At 69.7% G+C, this 14,460-nt stretch carries 21 protein-coding genes and 1 pseudogene; 14 read left to right on the top strand and 8 right to left on the bottom strand.

The window, feature by feature from the left end; translation table 11 throughout:
• From ACFV0Q_RS26335 to ACFV0Q_RS26320, 4 genes and pseudogenes are all read left to right on the top strand, one after another.
• The coding region (locus ACFV0Q_RS26335) for a LuxR C-terminal-related transcriptional regulator (protein WP_385008833.1) at nt 1-616 on the top strand (616 nt) is incomplete at its 5' end.
• A gap of 218 nt (nt 617-834) precedes the next feature.
• Entirely contained in the window at nt 835-1,302 is a 468-nt protein-coding gene (locus ACFV0Q_RS26330; protein ID WP_385008832.1) for a hypothetical protein, read from the top strand.
• Nucleotides 1,299-2,282 carry a bulb-type lectin domain-containing protein gene (locus ACFV0Q_RS26325; protein ID WP_385008831.1) on the top strand — a complete coding sequence of 328 codons (984 nt, stop codon included), beginning with the start codon at nt 1,299-1,301 and terminating at the stop codon, nt 2,280-2,282. The genes ACFV0Q_RS26330 and ACFV0Q_RS26325 overlap by 4 nt, the downstream gene beginning before the upstream one ends.
• A gap of 117 nt (nt 2,283-2,399) precedes the next feature.
• Nucleotides 2,400-2,567: pseudogene (locus ACFV0Q_RS26320) on the top strand (IS110 family transposase); the annotation flags it as partial.
• 198 nt (nt 2,568-2,765) lie between these two features.
• Here ACFV0Q_RS26320 and ACFV0Q_RS26315 read toward each other — a convergent pair.
• Nucleotides 2,766-3,224 carry an Lrp/AsnC family transcriptional regulator gene (locus ACFV0Q_RS26315; RefSeq protein ID WP_385008830.1) on the bottom strand — a complete coding sequence of 153 codons (459 nt, stop codon included), beginning with the start codon at nt 3,222-3,224 and terminating at the stop codon, nt 2,766-2,768.
• A gap of 77 nt (nt 3,225-3,301) precedes the next feature.
• Here ACFV0Q_RS26315 and ACFV0Q_RS26310 point away from each other — a divergent pair, with 77 nt between their 5' ends.
• The 4 genes from ACFV0Q_RS26310 (at nt 3,302) to ACFV0Q_RS26295 (ending at nt 6,606) form a co-directional block, all read left to right on the top strand.
• On the top strand, nt 3,302-4,474 hold the full coding sequence (locus tag ACFV0Q_RS26310; RefSeq protein ID WP_385008829.1) for a Glu/Leu/Phe/Val dehydrogenase dimerization domain-containing protein: 1,173 nt from the start codon (nt 3,302-3,304) through the stop codon (nt 4,472-4,474).
• A 4-nt stretch (nt 4,475-4,478) separates the two neighbouring features.
• A complete protein-coding gene (locus ACFV0Q_RS26305; protein ID WP_385008828.1) occupies nt 4,479-4,832 on the top strand; it encodes a VOC family protein in 354 nt (117 codons plus the stop codon).
• A gap of 257 nt (nt 4,833-5,089) precedes the next feature.
• Complete coding sequence (locus ACFV0Q_RS26300) at nt 5,090-5,608, top strand: hypothetical protein (protein WP_385008827.1); 519 nt, start codon at nt 5,090-5,092, stop codon at nt 5,606-5,608.
• A 236-nt stretch (nt 5,609-5,844) separates the two neighbouring features.
• On the top strand, nt 5,845-6,606 hold the full coding sequence (locus ACFV0Q_RS26295; RefSeq protein ID WP_385008826.1) for an SMI1/KNR4 family protein: 762 nt from the start codon (nt 5,845-5,847) through the stop codon (nt 6,604-6,606).
• Nucleotides 6,607-6,610: 4 nt separating this feature from the next.
• On the opposite strand, the gene ACFV0Q_RS26290 is transcribed toward ACFV0Q_RS26295, so the two are convergent.
• The gene (locus ACFV0Q_RS26290; protein ID WP_385008825.1) at nt 6,611-7,045 is read right to left on the bottom strand and encodes a transposase; all 435 of its coding nucleotides are present in this window, start codon (nt 7,043-7,045) and stop codon (nt 6,611-6,613) included.
• Between the two features lie 177 nt (nt 7,046-7,222).
• Nucleotides 7,223-7,363: a hypothetical protein gene (locus ACFV0Q_RS26285; protein WP_385008824.1), complete on the bottom strand. Its 141-nt coding sequence runs from the start codon at nt 7,361-7,363 to the stop codon at nt 7,223-7,225.
• Between ACFV0Q_RS26285 and ACFV0Q_RS26280 the strand changes: the two genes are divergently transcribed.
• Nucleotides 7,352-7,777 (top strand): 2'-5' RNA ligase family protein, encoded by a 426-nt coding sequence (locus tag ACFV0Q_RS26280; protein ID WP_385008823.1) that lies wholly within the window; start codon nt 7,352-7,354, stop codon nt 7,775-7,777. The genes ACFV0Q_RS26285 and ACFV0Q_RS26280 overlap by 12 nt on opposite strands.
• Before the next feature lie 27 nt (nt 7,778-7,804).
• Here ACFV0Q_RS26280 and ACFV0Q_RS26275 read toward each other — a convergent pair whose 3' ends face one another.
• Nucleotides 7,805-8,191, bottom strand: a complete 387-nt coding sequence (locus ACFV0Q_RS26275) for a hypothetical protein (protein WP_385008822.1) — start codon at nt 8,189-8,191, stop codon at nt 7,805-7,807.
• Entirely contained in the window at nt 8,185-8,763 is a 579-nt protein-coding gene (locus ACFV0Q_RS26270; protein WP_385008821.1) for an SDR family oxidoreductase, read from the bottom strand. Before ACFV0Q_RS26270 ends, ACFV0Q_RS26275 begins: the two co-directional genes overlap by 7 nt.
• On the opposite strand from ACFV0Q_RS26270, the gene ACFV0Q_RS26265 reads away from it, so the two are divergent.
• Both ACFV0Q_RS26265 and ACFV0Q_RS26260 read left to right on the top strand, forming a co-directional pair.
• Entirely contained in the window at nt 8,725-9,354 is a 630-nt protein-coding gene (locus tag ACFV0Q_RS26265; protein ID WP_385008834.1) for a TetR/AcrR family transcriptional regulator, read from the top strand. The two genes, ACFV0Q_RS26270 and ACFV0Q_RS26265, sit on opposite strands and share 39 nt — an antisense overlap.
• 184 nt (nt 9,355-9,538) lie before the next feature.
• The gene (locus tag ACFV0Q_RS26260; RefSeq protein ID WP_385008820.1) at nt 9,539-10,015 is read left to right on the top strand and encodes a hypothetical protein; all 477 of its coding nucleotides are present in this window, start codon (nt 9,539-9,541) and stop codon (nt 10,013-10,015) included.
• Between the two features lie 226 nt (nt 10,016-10,241).
• Here the strand turns inward: ACFV0Q_RS26260 and ACFV0Q_RS26255 are convergent, their stop codons facing one another.
• The 3 genes from ACFV0Q_RS26255 to ACFV0Q_RS26245 all read right to left on the bottom strand — a co-directional run bounded on the left by ACFV0Q_RS26255 (nt 10,242) and on the right by ACFV0Q_RS26245 (nt 12,022).
• Nucleotides 10,242-10,667 (bottom strand): DUF4267 domain-containing protein, encoded by a 426-nt coding sequence (locus ACFV0Q_RS26255; protein ID WP_385008819.1) that lies wholly within the window; start codon nt 10,665-10,667, stop codon nt 10,242-10,244.
• A 378-nt stretch (nt 10,668-11,045) separates the two neighbouring features.
• A complete protein-coding gene (locus tag ACFV0Q_RS26250) occupies nt 11,046-11,396 on the bottom strand; it encodes an antibiotic biosynthesis monooxygenase family protein (RefSeq protein ID WP_385008818.1) in 351 nt (116 codons plus the stop codon).
• Between the two features lie 179 nt (nt 11,397-11,575).
• Nucleotides 11,576-12,022, bottom strand: coding sequence for a DUF1772 domain-containing protein (locus ACFV0Q_RS26245; RefSeq protein WP_385008817.1), 447 nt, complete (start codon nt 12,020-12,022; stop codon nt 11,576-11,578).
• Between the two features lie 90 nt (nt 12,023-12,112).
• Here ACFV0Q_RS26245 and ACFV0Q_RS26240 point away from each other — a divergent pair, with 90 nt between their 5' ends.
• The 3 genes from ACFV0Q_RS26240 to ACFV0Q_RS26230 all read left to right on the top strand — a co-directional run.
• The gene (locus ACFV0Q_RS26240) at nt 12,113-12,691 is read left to right on the top strand and encodes a TetR/AcrR family transcriptional regulator (RefSeq protein WP_385008816.1); all 579 of its coding nucleotides are present in this window, start codon (nt 12,113-12,115) and stop codon (nt 12,689-12,691) included.
• A gap of 501 nt (nt 12,692-13,192) precedes the next feature.
• Entirely contained in the window at nt 13,193-13,732 is a 540-nt protein-coding gene (locus tag ACFV0Q_RS26235; RefSeq protein ID WP_385008815.1) for an ArsR/SmtB family transcription factor, read from the top strand.
• The coding region (locus ACFV0Q_RS26230) for an MFS transporter (protein ID WP_385008814.1) at nt 13,729-14,460 on the top strand (732 nt) is incomplete at its 3' end. The genes ACFV0Q_RS26235 and ACFV0Q_RS26230, both read left to right, overlap by 4 nt.

Here is a 14,460-nt window from a genome sequence, read left to right as displayed (position 1 = left end):
GCTCCTGACCCGGGCCGCCGCGGCCTGCCGTAGCGAGGTCTTCACCTGCCAGCCAGCCGGCGGTTTCCGCACACCCGAGACCCTGCGCGACACCCTGGAGCGCGACCGGCCCCTGCTGGAGCGGGGGATCCGGCTGCGGGTCCTGCACCCGCACACCTCCCGCTTCCACGCCCCCACCCAGGCCTATGTCGCCGCCGCCTCCGCACTGGGGGCCGAGCACCGTACGGCGCACGAGTTGTTCGGCCGACTCGTCGTGTACGACCGGGAGACGGCCTTTCTCCCCCTGAGCGACGGCAGTTGGGGCGCGGTGGTGGTTCGCGAGCCGCACACGGTCGCCTATCTGTGCGACCTGTTCGAGCAGACCTGGGAGCAGGCCACCGTGTTCGCGGACGCCGCCAGCCAGGGCCTGGAGCAGGTCGCCCGCGAGATCGACCAGACCATCCTGCGACTGCTCGGAGCGGGCCTGAAGGACGAGGCCATCGCGCGCCGCCTGGGCATGTCCCTGCGTACGGCCCGTCGCCACATCGCCGACATCATGGACCGCCTCGGCGCCGACAGCCGCTTCCAGGCCGGCGCGGCGGCCGCACAGGCGGGCCTTCTCACCCGCGACTGCTGACCGCTGATCGCCGCCCGACACGGCTGCGGCACGGGAGGCGTGAACCCGGGAGGCGTGAATCCGGGACCTGGGGTACGGGGCCGACGGCGCGGGGCCGGATTCTCGCGGATTTTCCCGCAGCCGCGCACGGCGCAGGATTCTGTCCGTAACCCCGACCACCAAACGGGCCTCTGAGGCGGGCAGCTCTCGCCGGGCCGGATTCAGGAAGGCCGCCTCGGATGCCGAGCACTGCCCAGGTACCCGAAGAGACACAAACCCTCCTCGTCGAGGAGATCGTGCTGTTCCTCTCCGTCCACCTCGGCCGGAATCCCGGCCTGATGTGGCTGGAGCACGAGCCGCCGGATCCGGGCGCCCTGGAGGAATTCCTGCCGGCCGCCTTGGCCCACCGGCTGGGCCGCCCGATCAGCGTCCTGCCCCACCTCACGTGCAATACCCGTGATTCCGGCACCCCGGACAGCGGCTCCGCCCGTACGGCCCAAGACCTGCTGGTCTGCCAGCTCGGCGGATCCGACACCTGGCGCATCGCCCCTCCGGCCGGGGCCGCGCTGACCCTGCGCCTACAGGCCGGGGAAGTCCTGTACGCCCCGGCCGACTCAGTCTGCACGCCCCGCCGGAGCCCCCGATCCCGGGCTCTGCTGCTGGCACTCGGGAACCGAAGAAGCGAAAGAGAAGAGGAAATACCGTGAGCAAGAAGAGCACCGGATTCAAGACCGCTGTCGTCGCCATGGCCATCGCGGGTGCGCTGGCGGTGTCCGCCCCGTCCGCACTGGCGGACTCGAATCCGGGAACACCCGGAGCCGGAAACGCCACGATCGGCCAGGTCCAGACCGGCGTGCGAATCAACCCGCGCGCAGGCACCGGCGATCTCCTCGGTGCGGTGACGTGGGGCATAGACAAGGTCTTCGAGGCGTTCCGAAGTGACGGCCAGTACACGTCGTTCGTCAACTCGATGCTGAACCAGGTCGACCAGGACACCAACTACAAGTACAACATCGTCGTGGTCTACCTGGAGAACGACTTCGGCGCCGCCAACATCAACACCGGCAATCTGCAGGGCGGCCCGGGTGTGAACAACACCCCCTTCTTCCGCTCGGGTTCCGTCAACGGCTACGCGTACGGCGTCTACATCTTCGACCACGGCACCGCCGACTTCCGGGGGACCCTGGCCTTCAAGCCGGGTGCCTCGTTCACGGCCTCCTCTTCGGCGAACGGCGGCATCCACGGCAACGCCACCCCCGTCGGGCCCGACAGGTGGGGCTCCTGGAAGGACCAGCTCAGGTTCGACAGTCGGAACTCCAACCACGCGGGTGGGAACTCGATGCTGGCCTCCGGCCAGACCCTGTCGAAGGGGCAGCAGATCGTCTCCTCGAGCGGGCACACCCTCGTCATGCAGGAGGACGGCAACCTCGTGGAGTACGCCGACCGCGGCCGCGGGCAGGTCCTCCACGCCAGCAACACTGTGGGCCGGGGCGACCACCTGACCATGCAGTGGGACGGCAACCTGGTGCTCTACACCTCCAACAACAACCCGCTGTGGTCCACCGGAACCCAGAACAGCCCGAACGCCTGGGCCCAGATCCAGGACGACGGCAACCTCGTACTCCACAAGGCCGACAGCTCGGTCCTGTGGGCCGTCAACCCGAACGGCTGGCCGGCCAGCAGCTGAGGCGAGGACACCGAGCGGGCCATCGGGCCGCACGAGCTGATCCAGCCTCCAAGGGAGCCCCCGGCCGCCGACCCGGGGCTCCCGCCCTTTCTCGTGGCTCCGCAATGGGGCCCGCACGTGATCGACACCGGCGACATCGACGTCTTCCTCGGCCTGGACGTCGGCAAGGGCGAACACCACGCCACCGCCGTCACCCAGGCCGGAAAGAGGGCTTTCGGCAAGCGGTTACCCAACACCGGACCCAAGGCCAAGCTGCAGCCCAAGCACGGAACGGTGCTGGTCGTCGCATGGGCGGGGCAACATGCACCGCAGATGACCAACCCCGCGAATGCCACCGTGCAGTACCCGCTCGGTGTCCTCTCCGACTGCGTCGTCTACGCCGGGCCTCACCAAGGTCGGAGGCGTCCAGGAGATGGCGTGGGCCGTCGACCTCATGGAGGAGGGCCTGAACCCGGCCCGCCACATCAACCCACCCGCTCACCGTCAGGGTGTGAGGGGTGCGAGCACCTGATTGTGGGTGTGTTGGTAGATCACGGAGGTACGGAACCCGACGACTTCGCGGCGCTCTGTGAACTTGTCCATGAGGAAGCCATGGAGGTAGTCCACGCTGGGCACGGAGACGTGCACGATCATGTCGTCGCCGCCGGTGACCACGTAGACCGTGCTGACCTCGGGCAGGCCGGCGGCATAGGTCTTGAACGCCTCGATGACCGCCCGGCTGAGGGGGCGGATCTGGAAGTGGATGAGCGCCTGGACGTGACGGTTCAGGGCGGCCGGGGCGACCGCGGCGTGGTAGCCGGTGATAACTCCGCGGGCGCGCAGTGTGCGGATGCGTTCGAGGCAGGTCGACGGGGCGATGCCGAGGGTGCGGGCGAGGTCGCGGTTGGTCTGCCGCGCATCGCGCTGCAGATGCCGGACGATCGCCGAATCAAGTTCGTCCATACGGCGATTATGGATGCCGTACCGAATTCCATTCGGTTGATGGTCGTGATCCTTGCCCGAGCGGCTAGCTTCACGGCATGACAGCCGTACTTGAGGAAGCCCTGTCCCTCAACATCCCGAATCCTTCACACGAGTTGGTGCAGGTCGTACGCGGCCGTCGCAGCGGGCTCGCGATCTGTGTCGCGATCCACTCGACGGCTCTCGGCCCGGCCGCCGGCGGGTGCCGGATCGCTCACTACGCGGACCCCGCCGCTGCTGTCGCGGACGCGTTGCGGCTGGCGGCGGCGATGACCGAGAAGAACGCGCTGGCCGGTCTTGACCACGGAGGCGCGAAAGCGGTCGTCGCCCTCCCGACCGCAACTCGGCCGGCCGGCGCGGAGCGTACGGCCTTGCTCCACGACCTCGGTGACGCGATCGAATCGCTCGGCGGCCGTTACATCGCAGGCCCGGACGTGGGCAGCAGCCCGGCCGACATGTCCGTGATCGGTGAGCGCACCACGCATGTCGTCTGCCGGCCCGCCCAGGACGGCGGCAGCGGCGACTCCTCCCTTCACACCGCGCGCGGCACCCTCGCCGCGCTGGGCGCCGTGGCCGACGAGGTCTTCGGCTCACCGGAGCTCGCCGGGCGGACCTTCGGGGTGATCGGCCTCGGCGCGGTCGGCGCCCACGTGGCCCGGCTCCTGGACCGGGCCGGCGCGCGACTCGTCGTGACGGACATCGACCCGGCCACACACAGCCTGGCCGAGGAGCTGGGCGCGACCTGGGTCGATCCGGACGACGCTCTTGCGATGGAGGTCGACATCCTCGTGCCGGCCGCGCTCGGCGGTCTGCTGAGCGCCCGCACGGTGCCGCTGCTGCGATGCGCCGCCGTCGCCGGTCCGGCCAACAATCAACTCGACGAACCGGCCACCGCCCGCCTTCTCGCCGAGCGGGGCGTCCTCTGGGCACCGGACGTCGTCGTCAGCGCGGGAGGAGTCATCCACGCCACCGGTGTCGAACGGCGCAGGGAATCCGAGGAACAGCTGACCGAGCGTCTCTCCCGCATCAGCGGCACGCTCCAGCACGTCTTCCGCACAGCCCGGACCCACGGGACCACACCCGCGGACGCGGCCGCGGAACTCGCCGGGCAGCGAGTTCGCCAGGGAGCCTCGCACGCGGCTCACGGTGCGGTGCCTCCCCTGGCCTCACAGGCGGCCGGGCCGAAGAAGCCCGAACCTCCGACGTTCAGCCCGACAACGCAGGAGAGCTGACGACATGACGAACCGCTGGATCGGAATGACCATCGACTGCGTCGACGTGGAACGGGTCGCGCGCTTCTGGGGCGCACTGCTGGACCGCCCGCAATTGCCGTCCCGCCCCGGCTGGGTCTACCTCGGCCATCCCGGCGACCCGCAGCCCCGCCTCAACTTCCAGCCCATGACGGAGCCGAAGCACGGCAAGGTGCGCCTGCACCTCGACGTCGGAGTCGACGACATCGACCGGGGCATCGCCCAGGTCATCGCCCTCGGTGGTCGGTTCACCGGCGAACGGCACGACTACGACGAGGGCGTGGTCGTTGTGATGGCCGACCCCGAAGGGCACGAATTCTGCCTGGTCCAGCACTACTGACCCACACCACGCCTCGTCGTGCGTCGGGCCCTGGTGACCGGGGACCGGCCGCACAGAGTTGTACCGGCAGTACACCGCCGGGGCCGGTATCCACGTGGCCGGTCCCTGGTCACTCTTGAGAGCCGGCAGGGCAGTGAGGCGCACCGCTTCCCAGCTACTGCGTGGGCAGAGACCTCATGCGGCCAAGCCGTCGAGCGGAGACCGGACCCTGGCGGAAATCGGGTGCTCGCCGCCCCCACAGCTTGCGAGACTGGGGGGTGACTGAGACGACCCCTTACGACGCCGACCGTGCCCGATTCACCCGCCAAGCGCTGGCACGCCTGGTCCTCTGCGATCACGCCGTGGACGTTGCGGATGGCGCCGCGGGCTTGGTCGCCACCGAGAACGACCCTGACACCGGTCCCGGAGGCCGGGTCAGCCAGGCAGCCCAGCTCATCGAGCTCGCGGAGCGTGCTCTGATCTCGGCCGTGATCTACGAAAGAGGGCGGGGCAGTTCCTGGGCGGAGATCGCCCAGTACCTGGGAATCGGTCCAGCGGAAGCCGAAGAGCGTTTTGCCGCGAACCTGGACGGCTGGAACACGGCCTTCGACGTTCCCTACCGGCTCGACGACACTGGCCGCAAGCGCATACCCCAGTTGCCCACCGCGGCGTATGACCCCGCTTGGGCCTGCGACCGGCTCGACACCTGGGCCCGCCTCCAGAACATCGGGGTCGACGCCGTGAGCTCCGGCCTCGTCATGGCCACACACGAGGAAGCCGCCCCAGTCACCCTGTAGCGGCGTTCGCAGGAAAGGCGAGCGCCGCGTCGAAAGGAACCCGGTCTGAAGGCAGTGGTGGAGCTGATAGCTCGTAACAGGATCTTGGTGAGTGTGGTCGGGTCATGGCGTACGTCGGATTCTCGCGTGCCTCGTGGGATCCATCAGAGCTTCGGACCGGCCCGGTATCGCTGCTCCTATGAGCTGCCTGGCCGGCTCTCGGCGATCCGGCGGGTGCTTCCAGTACGGTTCGCAGTATGACTGGGGCGTTCGATGCGGCCGAGGCTCTAGACTGCGGAATGTCCGACCGGGAGCTGGCATGGGCGTTCATTCGCGGCTTCGCCGCTGCTTGGGGTGAGCCGCTGGCCGAGGTCGACGGCACGCCGGCAGCAGAGTTGGCGCGGGCCGAGGCGAGGCTCGGCTGCTCCCTGCCGGCCGCGCTGCGTGAGGTCCACACGCTCCTGGGCGCGCGGTTCGATCTGATCGGCAACCAGGATCCCTTGCTGCCGCCCGCCGAGATGTTCGTGCATGACGAGTACGGCGGTGTCCTCGTTTTCCGCAGCGAGAATCAGGGCTGCGCCTTCTGGGGCGTGCGCCTGCGCGACCTTGATCAGGACGATCCGCCGGTGTTCGTCCAGGCGCAGCACGGCTGGGTGCGGTTCTTGGACCGGGTTTCCCTGGCCTGCGTCGAGCTCGTACTGAGCGAGGCTCTGTTCGGCGGTGGAGGTCGGCTGTACAACGCGTGCGAGCTGCCGGCGGACCTGCTTGGTGCGGTACCCGAACGCTTCCAGCGGGTCGCATTGCCCGACTACCCGATGTGGACGGGGCCGGAAGACTTTCCAGTGCGTTGGTTCTCCGCCCCGGGGCAGCTGCTGCGCCAAGACGGCTTGGGCGTCCACAGCTGGCTGCACGTCCGGGGCCGGACCCGGGCTGACCTGGAGGCGATCCTCGCGACCGTCCCCGGGCAGTGGGCCCTGGGATACACCGAGTCACTGGACGCCGAACCGCTGCCCTTCTGAACCCTCAAGATTCAGGCTTTGTCGAGGCGTCGCCAGCAGATGAGGCTGCAGGCTGGGTGGTGCCGTCGGCCTCACACTTCGCGTAGCAGTCGTAGACCGTCTTGTACGGCGGGAAGTCGTGCGGCGGGTACTCCCATGGGATGCCGCTGCGATTCACGTAGGGGATCGCGTTCACGGTCTCGCGGAGCTCGTGGACGCGGACCGCGGTGCGCGGCCCCTTCCACCCGGCCGACGGCGGCTCCCGGCAGGCCCGGGGTGACCTCTTGGCCGCCTGTGTCGCGTTCACGCACGCGCAGCCCGGCATCGCGGAGCCGTCGTCCAAAGGTGACCTCGGAGTGAGGCCCCAGCGGGCCTCGAAGGCGCGGGCGGCGGTGTGCATCGCGAGGATGTCGCCGCGCACGCACGGGTTCCGGCCGTCCTGCCGGGCAAGGGTCGCCACCAGGTGGATGTGCTCCGTCGGCCGCTCGCCGCGCAAGGCCGTGTCGACCAGGCGGCGCGCAAGCTCGCCGGGCGAGCAGGCGCACCCCCTTCCCGCCTGACGCTCCGTGACGACACGTCACTCAGCTTGGGCCAGACCCCCAACCACCCCGCAACCCCAGTCTGACGTTCTCGGGTCTCATACCCGGCCTGCGATGATGACGGAGTGCCAGAGCCAGGAACCACTGCCGTCGTCGTTGTCCTCCCTGATGCCGCCCCGCTCCTCGATGCGGCGTGGCGTATCGACCCGGCTCTGGTGCGTCGTGGGGTGCCGGCGCACGTCTCGCTCCTCTACCCGTTCGTGCCGGAACCGGCGCTGACGGGTCAGGACGAACAGGGCGTGCGTTCCCTGGCGGCGAGTTTTCCGGCAGCTGATCTCCTCCTGGAGGAGGTCGTGACGGCGCCCGGCTTCGTCGCCGTCACCGTTCCGGGACTCCAACCGATCGTCGATGCCTTCCGCGCCCAGTGGCCCGGACTGCGCCCGTACAGCGGCCGCTTCGGGGCGCGGCCCGCCGCCCATGTCACGGTCGCCATGGGCGCGGACGACCCGACGACTGCCGCCCATGTCCGCATGGCGATCGACAGCCTGCTGCCGCTGCGCACCCGTGCGGCAGCGGTCCAGCTGGTGGTGCTGACGGAGGAAGGCTGGCAGCCGCGGTTCACCACCCCGCTCGGCAGCCCGGACAGGCCATGAACACCACCCGCCAGTCCCACCTGGCCATCACCACTGCCCAGACGCACTGACCAACGACAACCGCGTTGAGTAGCCCAGCGGAGCACTTCTCGGTCGGGGTTTGCCCGGCTCGTCCGTTCGGAATGTGCCGTCGCCGAAGAGCTGCTCGACCTGGGCGACGGCGTCGGCGTCGGCGTCGGCGTCGGCGGATTCCGCTTCGTACGTGCCCTGCCAGCGGACCTCCGCGCCCGCCTCGTGCGGGTGGACGGGGAGCGTCGCTTCGTAGCCCCTGACGGGGAAGGCCGGGGCCTCGACGCAGTAGCGATGCGCGTGGGCTGCCGGATCCTTGAGGGCACCGAAGTCGCCGATGAGCTGCCAGACCTCGATGGGAGCGGCGGGCACGACGCCGTTGCGCAGCGGTGTGCGGGTCACCATGCTCCGTCGCCCCGCACCATGGCGTCGGCGCCGCCGTCGATGAAGACGATCTGACCGGTGACGTGGGTGTTCTCGGGCGAGGTCAGGAAGTCGAGGAGCGGGGCGACCTGTTCGGCGGCGGCGTGGCCGTGCAGGGGCATGGGGATGGCCGAGTCGATGACCTCGCGTACGCCCGGGATGGCGAGCATGGGCTCGGTCATGGGGGTGAGGACCGTGCCGGGTGCGATGGCGTTGAGCGGGATGCCCGCGCCCGCCCATTGCGCGGTGGCGGCGGTGCGGCGGACCCATCGGGCGAGGGCGTTCTTGGACGAGCCGTAGATGACGTGGCCTTCGCCGCGCTGCACGGCGGCTTCCGCGGCGGCGGTCGCGGCGGTCTCGTCGCCGGCGAGGGCCGCGTCGGCGATGGCCGGGTCGTGGGGGTGGATCGCGGTGACCGACGAGATGACGACGGCGCGCGGGTCGGTACCGGCTGCGAGCAGGGGGCGCAGCCCCTCCAAGGTGGCCACCGCACCGAAGTAGTTGACCTTGACGGCCTGCGGGTCGAAAAGCTGGACGCCCGCGGAGGCGATCAACGAGGCCGGCCCCCTCTGGCCCAGCGGCGGCGGCAGGAGACCCGCGTCGAGATCGCGGAGACCGCGGCGGCGCTCTTCGCCGAGCGCGGGTACGAGGCGACGACGGTCGAGGACATCACCGCGGCGGCCGGAGTCTCACTGCGCACCTTCTACCGCTACTGCTCCTCGAAGGAGGACGTACTCACACCCCTCGTCACATCCGGCGTCGGCCAGCTCGTCGACGCCCTGGCGGCCCAGTCTGCGGACGAGCCACTGATCGCCGCTGTGGAGCGGGTGTTCGCGACACCGATGTCCGGGCGGCGCCTCGCGGACCCGGAGCCCGGCCGTGCCCTCGTCCGCCTCATGGGCGATGTCCCGGCGCTCCGGTCGCGCTGGCTGGCGGCCGTGCAGGAGATGCGGGACCGGCTGCTGCCGGTGCTCGCCGCGCGGACGGGCAGACCTGCCGACAGCCTGGAGGTACGACTGCTGGCGGGCACCGTGCTCGACGCGTTCACCGCGGCCGTGGAGCACTGGGCCGGCCAGGATGAGCCCGAGGACCTTCTCGTGCTCACGCGCCGGGCGCTCGCGTTCCTGCGGCTCGACGAGCTGTGACCGAGCCGAGGCGACCAGGTGAGGGCTTACCGCATCCGCGGTTGCGTTGCCGTGTGTCCAGCGGAGATGTGAAGTAGGTGGTGGGTTCTACTGGTTCCCCTTGTGGCTTTGTTCACGGCTGACCAGCCAAGCCACACCCATCACACCTCTCGCCTTGTCGGTGGTCGGCCATAGGGTTCACCGAGTGAGCGACATCCATGAGCTGACGATTGCCGTCGACCTGCGGGACGAGATCTCCGAGACGGAGCTCGCCGAGCTGAACTGGCATCTGGGGATCGGGCCCCAACCTGAGCGCCTGTCCATCGTCGCCGAGTTCCCGATCGTGGTGGTGGACGACTCGGGGATCCCGGTGATCGAGGACGATCCCCATCCACTGCTGGCCGGGCGGGGCCCGGCATCGCGGGTGGGAGACGTGCTCTGCTCGACACTCGCCCGTCGCGCGGACCTGCCGCGGAAGGGCTGGACGCTGACATCCCGACAGGAGATCCACCCGGACGAGTTCGAGAGGGTCGGCGAGCTGCTCTGCTGGCTCGCCACAAGGGCTCACGAAACGCACCAGCTCGGGGACGGCACGGTCAGGATCGGATTCCTCAGGTTCTACGAAGCCGAGGTCCCTGATGTACTTCAGGTCGAGAACGGACAGGTCAGCTGGCCAGCCTGAAGAGCGTTGCAGATGACTCGGTGAGGGACTTCCATCCTCCGAGCAGTCGCGCGCCGCGACTCCCCCATCAGGGTCTTGAGCTGTCCCTGCCCAGCGGCGGGGGAAGATCTACGCCATCTCAAGCCGGCCGGTCGGCGGCGCGGGCGGCGGGCCGGCAGATCCCGGCAAGAACGAGACACACGCCGGGCGGCGCAGATGGCGGAGATCGACACGCGCCAGGGTGGCGTTAGGCGGGCTGCGGGGCGGGCGTTGCCGGAGCGGCCGCGACCTTGCGGGTCTCGCGCATTATCAGCAGGCCGTTGACCACCATGAGTGTCGCGGTCAGGCAGTGGACGCCGAGCGCGGTGGCCACGGAGCCGTGGTGGGCCAGCACGTTGGTCATGTCGCCGTACGCGGCGAGGGCCTCCACCAGAAGCACCCAGCCCAGCGCCCGGCGGTGGCCCGTCACCAGCAGGATGCCCAGGACCAGGGCCATGACGACGTCGCGGATTCCCTTGACGATCAGGAAGCCGCCGCCGTCGCCGGACGGCCAGCTCGGCAGACCGAAGCCCGGCGCCGTCGTCTCCGGGCTCAGGATGAACTCCGTCCCGAACCAGAGGATGAAGAGGATGAAGGCAGCGGCCAGGAGGGTGTTGACCTTCTTCAGCGACATGGTTCTTCTCCTTGCGAGTCTTCGTCAGCTTGGTGAGCTTCGCGGGGCTCGCTGAGTCGTGTGGGGCTGATCGAGGGGCGTGGTTTGCCGGGATCGCAGTGGTGGGATCTGAGCGGCAGTCTCAGTCCCGGATGTCGGGATTTCGGTGTCCAGCTGCCGCCCGGGAAGTGGGCATCGTGCGCCACCGGTGACGGCGAGGCCGGGATGAACTGGTCGCTGGAGCTCCCGTTACGCCCGTGGCCGTGACAGAAGAGCCGCTCCGCCGAGCACGGCGCGTCCGAGCGCAGTCACAGTGATCGCCGTAGGGCCCGCCGCGCCCCCGTCGGTGTTCGGGCCGCGGCGTCAGGTCACCGGTGACGTCCGGCTACAACTGCCGTGTCATACGTCGATCTGCTCGAAGATGTGCGGGTACGACACGATGTCGTCAGGGAACTCGGCCGCCATGCGCTGGAACTCCGGGCTGCCGAATGCCATGGCGAGCGCCTCGGTCGACTCCCAGACCGCGACGTTCATCAGAAGCTGACTGCCCGCCGTTCCCTTGTGCATCTGCAGGGAGACGAATCCCGGCTGAGCCTTCATGAACTCGGCCTGCCTCCGGAAGAGGGCCATGAACGATTCCGCCCTCTCCTTCGGGACGAAGAAGGTGTTGGCCAGGACGATGGGTCCGGTCTTCTCCTTGAACTGCGCGAACATCGGCGTGTGCGGGTCGAGACTCTGCAGCTGGGCCATTTTCGGCACTTCCTCTCGCTGTCGGTCAGTGGGTGTCGCCGGCGCCCGCGTCCTGGAACTACCAGCGGAGTCGAGGGTGTTGGTGTCCGGGTCCTGGATGTGGAGGGAGGTGGCGGTGCCGCACTTCGGGTGCACGGCCGAGCGGTTGCGGCTGACGACCGGGCGGTGAGCCCGCGGGCTCAGGTGAGGGCGGAGACCAGCAGGGCGAAGGCGGCGATGATGACGGCGACACGGACGTAGTGGAAGCGGTCCCAGCGGTTCATCTGCTCCTTCCAGTCGACGGGCCGGTTGTCAGGCGTCCACGTCTTGCTCTGGTTGTTGATCGGGACGAGCAGCAGGATCGACATGATCACGCTGAGCATCAGCAGCGCGCCTGCGGTGACGACGAGCCCGGTTCCGTGGTGGTGCCATCCGGCGATGGCCCAGACCGCGACGAGGGCGAGCGAAGTGAAGTACCAGACCGGCATCACGGCGCCGAGCATCCGGCCCCCGTGGGCGCGGCCGAGTTGGCCGCTGTCCTCGGGGAGGGCGTTGAGGATCGGGTTGATGACGAAGGCGACGGAGAACTCCACCCCCACCATCACGCCGACGACCACGGTGGTGACGACCTCGAGTGCGTTGATCATGATGAGCCTCTCGACATCTAGTGTTGCTAGCTGATGAGGCAACGCTAGTACTACTGCCGCTCCCTTGTCTAGCGATGCTAGGATCGAATCATGTCGGTACAGGAACGCAAGCAGCGCGAACGGGCGGAGCGCGAGCGCCTCATCGTGGCGACGGCCCGCGAACTCGCCGAGCAGCAGGGCTGGGACGCGGTCACCACCCGTCGGCTCGCCGAGCGCATCGAGTACAGCCAACCCGTCCTCTACAGCCACTTCCGCGGCAAGCGCGAGATCATCGGCGCCGTCGCCCTGGAGGGCGCCGCCGAGATGGCCGTGGCGGTGCGGGCCGCGGCCTCCAGCGCGAACAGCCCGCGCGAGCGGGTCGCCGCCCTCGCCCACGCCTACCTCGACTTCGCCGCACGCAACCCGGCGGTCTACGACGCCATGTTCCAGCTCGACGGCGGCCTGGCCTTCGCGGACGAGGACACCCCGGAACCTCTCAAGGACGCCTTCGCCGCGCTGCTGGAGAGCCTGGGCGAGGTCGCCGGGGAGGGCGTCGCCCCCGGGCTGTTCACCGAGGTGTTCTGGGCGTCCCTCCACGGGCTGGCGACGCTGACCCGGGCGGGACGGCTGCCACCGGGGGACGCCGAGCGGAGGGTGGAGCTGCTGGTGGGCCGGCTCGCCATGGTCTGACACACCATCCCGACGGGCACGCAGCCGGGACCCTCTGGCCCCGCCGCTGCCTGCCCTGCCGCATCACTTCCGGCTACTCGCGCCCACACGGCGCAGCCGCAGATCGCCGGGCCCCGCACCCCGGACGGGCACCGCCCCGGAAGCCGCGATGCCCATTGATCACGACCCGATACGCGCCGCAACGCCGCGCCATTCGCCGCTGCCCTCGTCGTCCTCGTCGAGGTGGACGGTCACCGTGTCACGCGGTGGGCGCAGGCCCTCGCCTGGCGGACGGGCGGCGAGTGCCCGTGCCCGCCGATGGAGACCCCCGCGTATCCGATCTACCCCGGCACGCCAGAAGACGGTGGTCCGGAGCTCTTGAACCACCCAGCCGCCCAGCCCCTACCCCTGCCCGGCGAGCTTCAGTGCGGGAGCGAAGGCCTGAGCTGCTGGACAGTCGATTCCGGAAGTCCGAGCAAAACCCCCTTGCCTAATGGTCAAGAAACGTTGACCATTGGGGACATGCCTACCGATGATCTTCCCGAGACGTTCCGCGTCACCACTGACGAGCAACTACGCGCCGTTTCCAATCTCACGCGTCACCGGATCATGGCCGTGCTCCGCTTCGAGCCCGCGACGATCACGCAGATCGCCGAGCGAGTGGGCCTCGCGAAGGGGAGTTCCAGCTACCACGTACGGCTGCTGGAGAGGGCCGGCCTGGTGAAGGTGGTACGGACGCGGAAGGTCCGGGGGGTCACCGAGCGGTACTACGCGATGGCCGCGCGGGCGATCGAGCTGCCGGATCCGGGCGAGGGAGGCCCGGACGTGCTGATGCGGCATGCGGTGGCGGACCTGGAGGCGGCGCCGGCGGACGGCGAGCGGCACGTACGGATGGCGCATCTACGGCTCACCGACGAGCAGTTCGCGGAGCTGGGGGCGCGGCTGCAGGCACTGGCGGACGAGTACCGGGAGCTGTCCGATCCGTCGCTGCCGGACGCGTCACTCGTCTTCGCGCTGTTCCACCCGGCACCGCGCCAGCAGACCGAAGGGGAGTCCAAGTGACCTCAGACGTTCGGAAGTTGCCGGCCGGGTTCGGCCGGCTGTGGACCGCGCAGACGGTGTCCTCGCTCGGTGACGGGGTGACGCACGCCGCGCTGCCGCTGCTCGCGTTGACGTTGACGCGGGACCCGATGGCGCTCGCCGTCGTCACGGCCGCCGGAACGTTGCCGTGGCTGCTCTTCGGGGTGCTCGGCGGTGCGCTGGTGGACCGCTGGGACCGCCGGCGCACGATGTGGGTCACGGACGCGGCACGTGCGGTGCTGCTCGCGATACCGGCGGCAGCGGCCGCGCTCGACGTGCTGAGCATTCCGCTGCTCGCGGCCGTCGCCTTCCTCCTCGGCCTCGGCGGACTCTTCTTCGACACGGCCGCCACGGCCTATCTGCCGGATCTGCTCGGCCGCGACCCCGCGCTCCTGGAGCGCGCCAACTCCCGCCTGCGCGGCACCCAGACCGCCGCGTCCGGCTTCGCCGGGCCGCCCGCGGGCAGTGCCCTGCTCGCGCTCGGGCGGGCGGTCCCGCTGCTCGCCGACGCGGTGTCGTTCGCGCTCTCCGCGCTGCTCGTACGGTCGCTGCCCGCCGCACCCAGGCCCGTACCGCAGGCCCGTGAGTCGCTACTGCGGCAGGCGCGGGCCGGCGCCTCGTACGTCTTCCGGGATCGGTTGCTGCTCGGGCTCGCGCTGCGTCCGGCGGTCGGGAACATCGCCTTCCTCGCCGTGGAGACCGTACTCGCC

Source organism: Streptomyces sp. NPDC059564 (genome assembly GCF_042735575.1).
Lineage (GTDB): Bacteria > Actinomycetota > Actinomycetes > Streptomycetales > Streptomycetaceae > Streptomyces.
This window is presented reverse-complemented; position numbering and strand designations above follow the sequence as displayed.

Excerpts from the sequence above, each read along its gene's own strand:
- ACFV0Q_RS26330 (WP_385008832.1), top strand. The coding sequence starts at position 835 with ATGCCGAGCACTGCCCAGGTACCCGAAGAGACACAAACCCTCCTCGTC.
- ACFV0Q_RS26315 (WP_385008830.1), bottom strand. The coding sequence starts at position 3,224 with ATGGACGAACTTGATTCGGCGATCGTCCGGCATCTGCAGCGCGATGCG.
- ACFV0Q_RS26310 (WP_385008829.1), top strand. The coding sequence starts at position 3,302 with ATGACAGCCGTACTTGAGGAAGCCCTGTCCCTCAACATCCCGAATCCT.
- ACFV0Q_RS26305 (WP_385008828.1), top strand. The coding sequence starts at position 4,479 with ATGACGAACCGCTGGATCGGAATGACCATCGACTGCGTCGACGTGGAA.
- ACFV0Q_RS26295 (WP_385008826.1), top strand. The coding sequence starts at position 5,845 with ATGACTGGGGCGTTCGATGCGGCCGAGGCTCTAGACTGCGGAATGTCC.
- ACFV0Q_RS26275 (WP_385008822.1), bottom strand. The coding sequence starts at position 8,191 with ATGGTGACCCGCACACCGCTGCGCAACGGCGTCGTGCCCGCCGCTCCC.
- ACFV0Q_RS26255 (WP_385008819.1), bottom strand. The coding sequence starts at position 10,667 with ATGTCGCTGAAGAAGGTCAACACCCTCCTGGCCGCTGCCTTCATCCTC.
- ACFV0Q_RS26250 (WP_385008818.1), bottom strand. The coding sequence starts at position 11,396 with ATGGCCCAGCTGCAGAGTCTCGACCCGCACACGCCGATGTTCGCGCAG.
- ACFV0Q_RS26245 (WP_385008817.1), bottom strand. The coding sequence starts at position 12,022 with ATGATCAACGCACTCGAGGTCGTCACCACCGTGGTCGTCGGCGTGATG.
- ACFV0Q_RS26240 (WP_385008816.1), top strand. The coding sequence starts at position 12,113 with ATGTCGGTACAGGAACGCAAGCAGCGCGAACGGGCGGAGCGCGAGCGC.
- ACFV0Q_RS26235 (WP_385008815.1), top strand. The coding sequence starts at position 13,193 with ATGCCTACCGATGATCTTCCCGAGACGTTCCGCGTCACCACTGACGAG.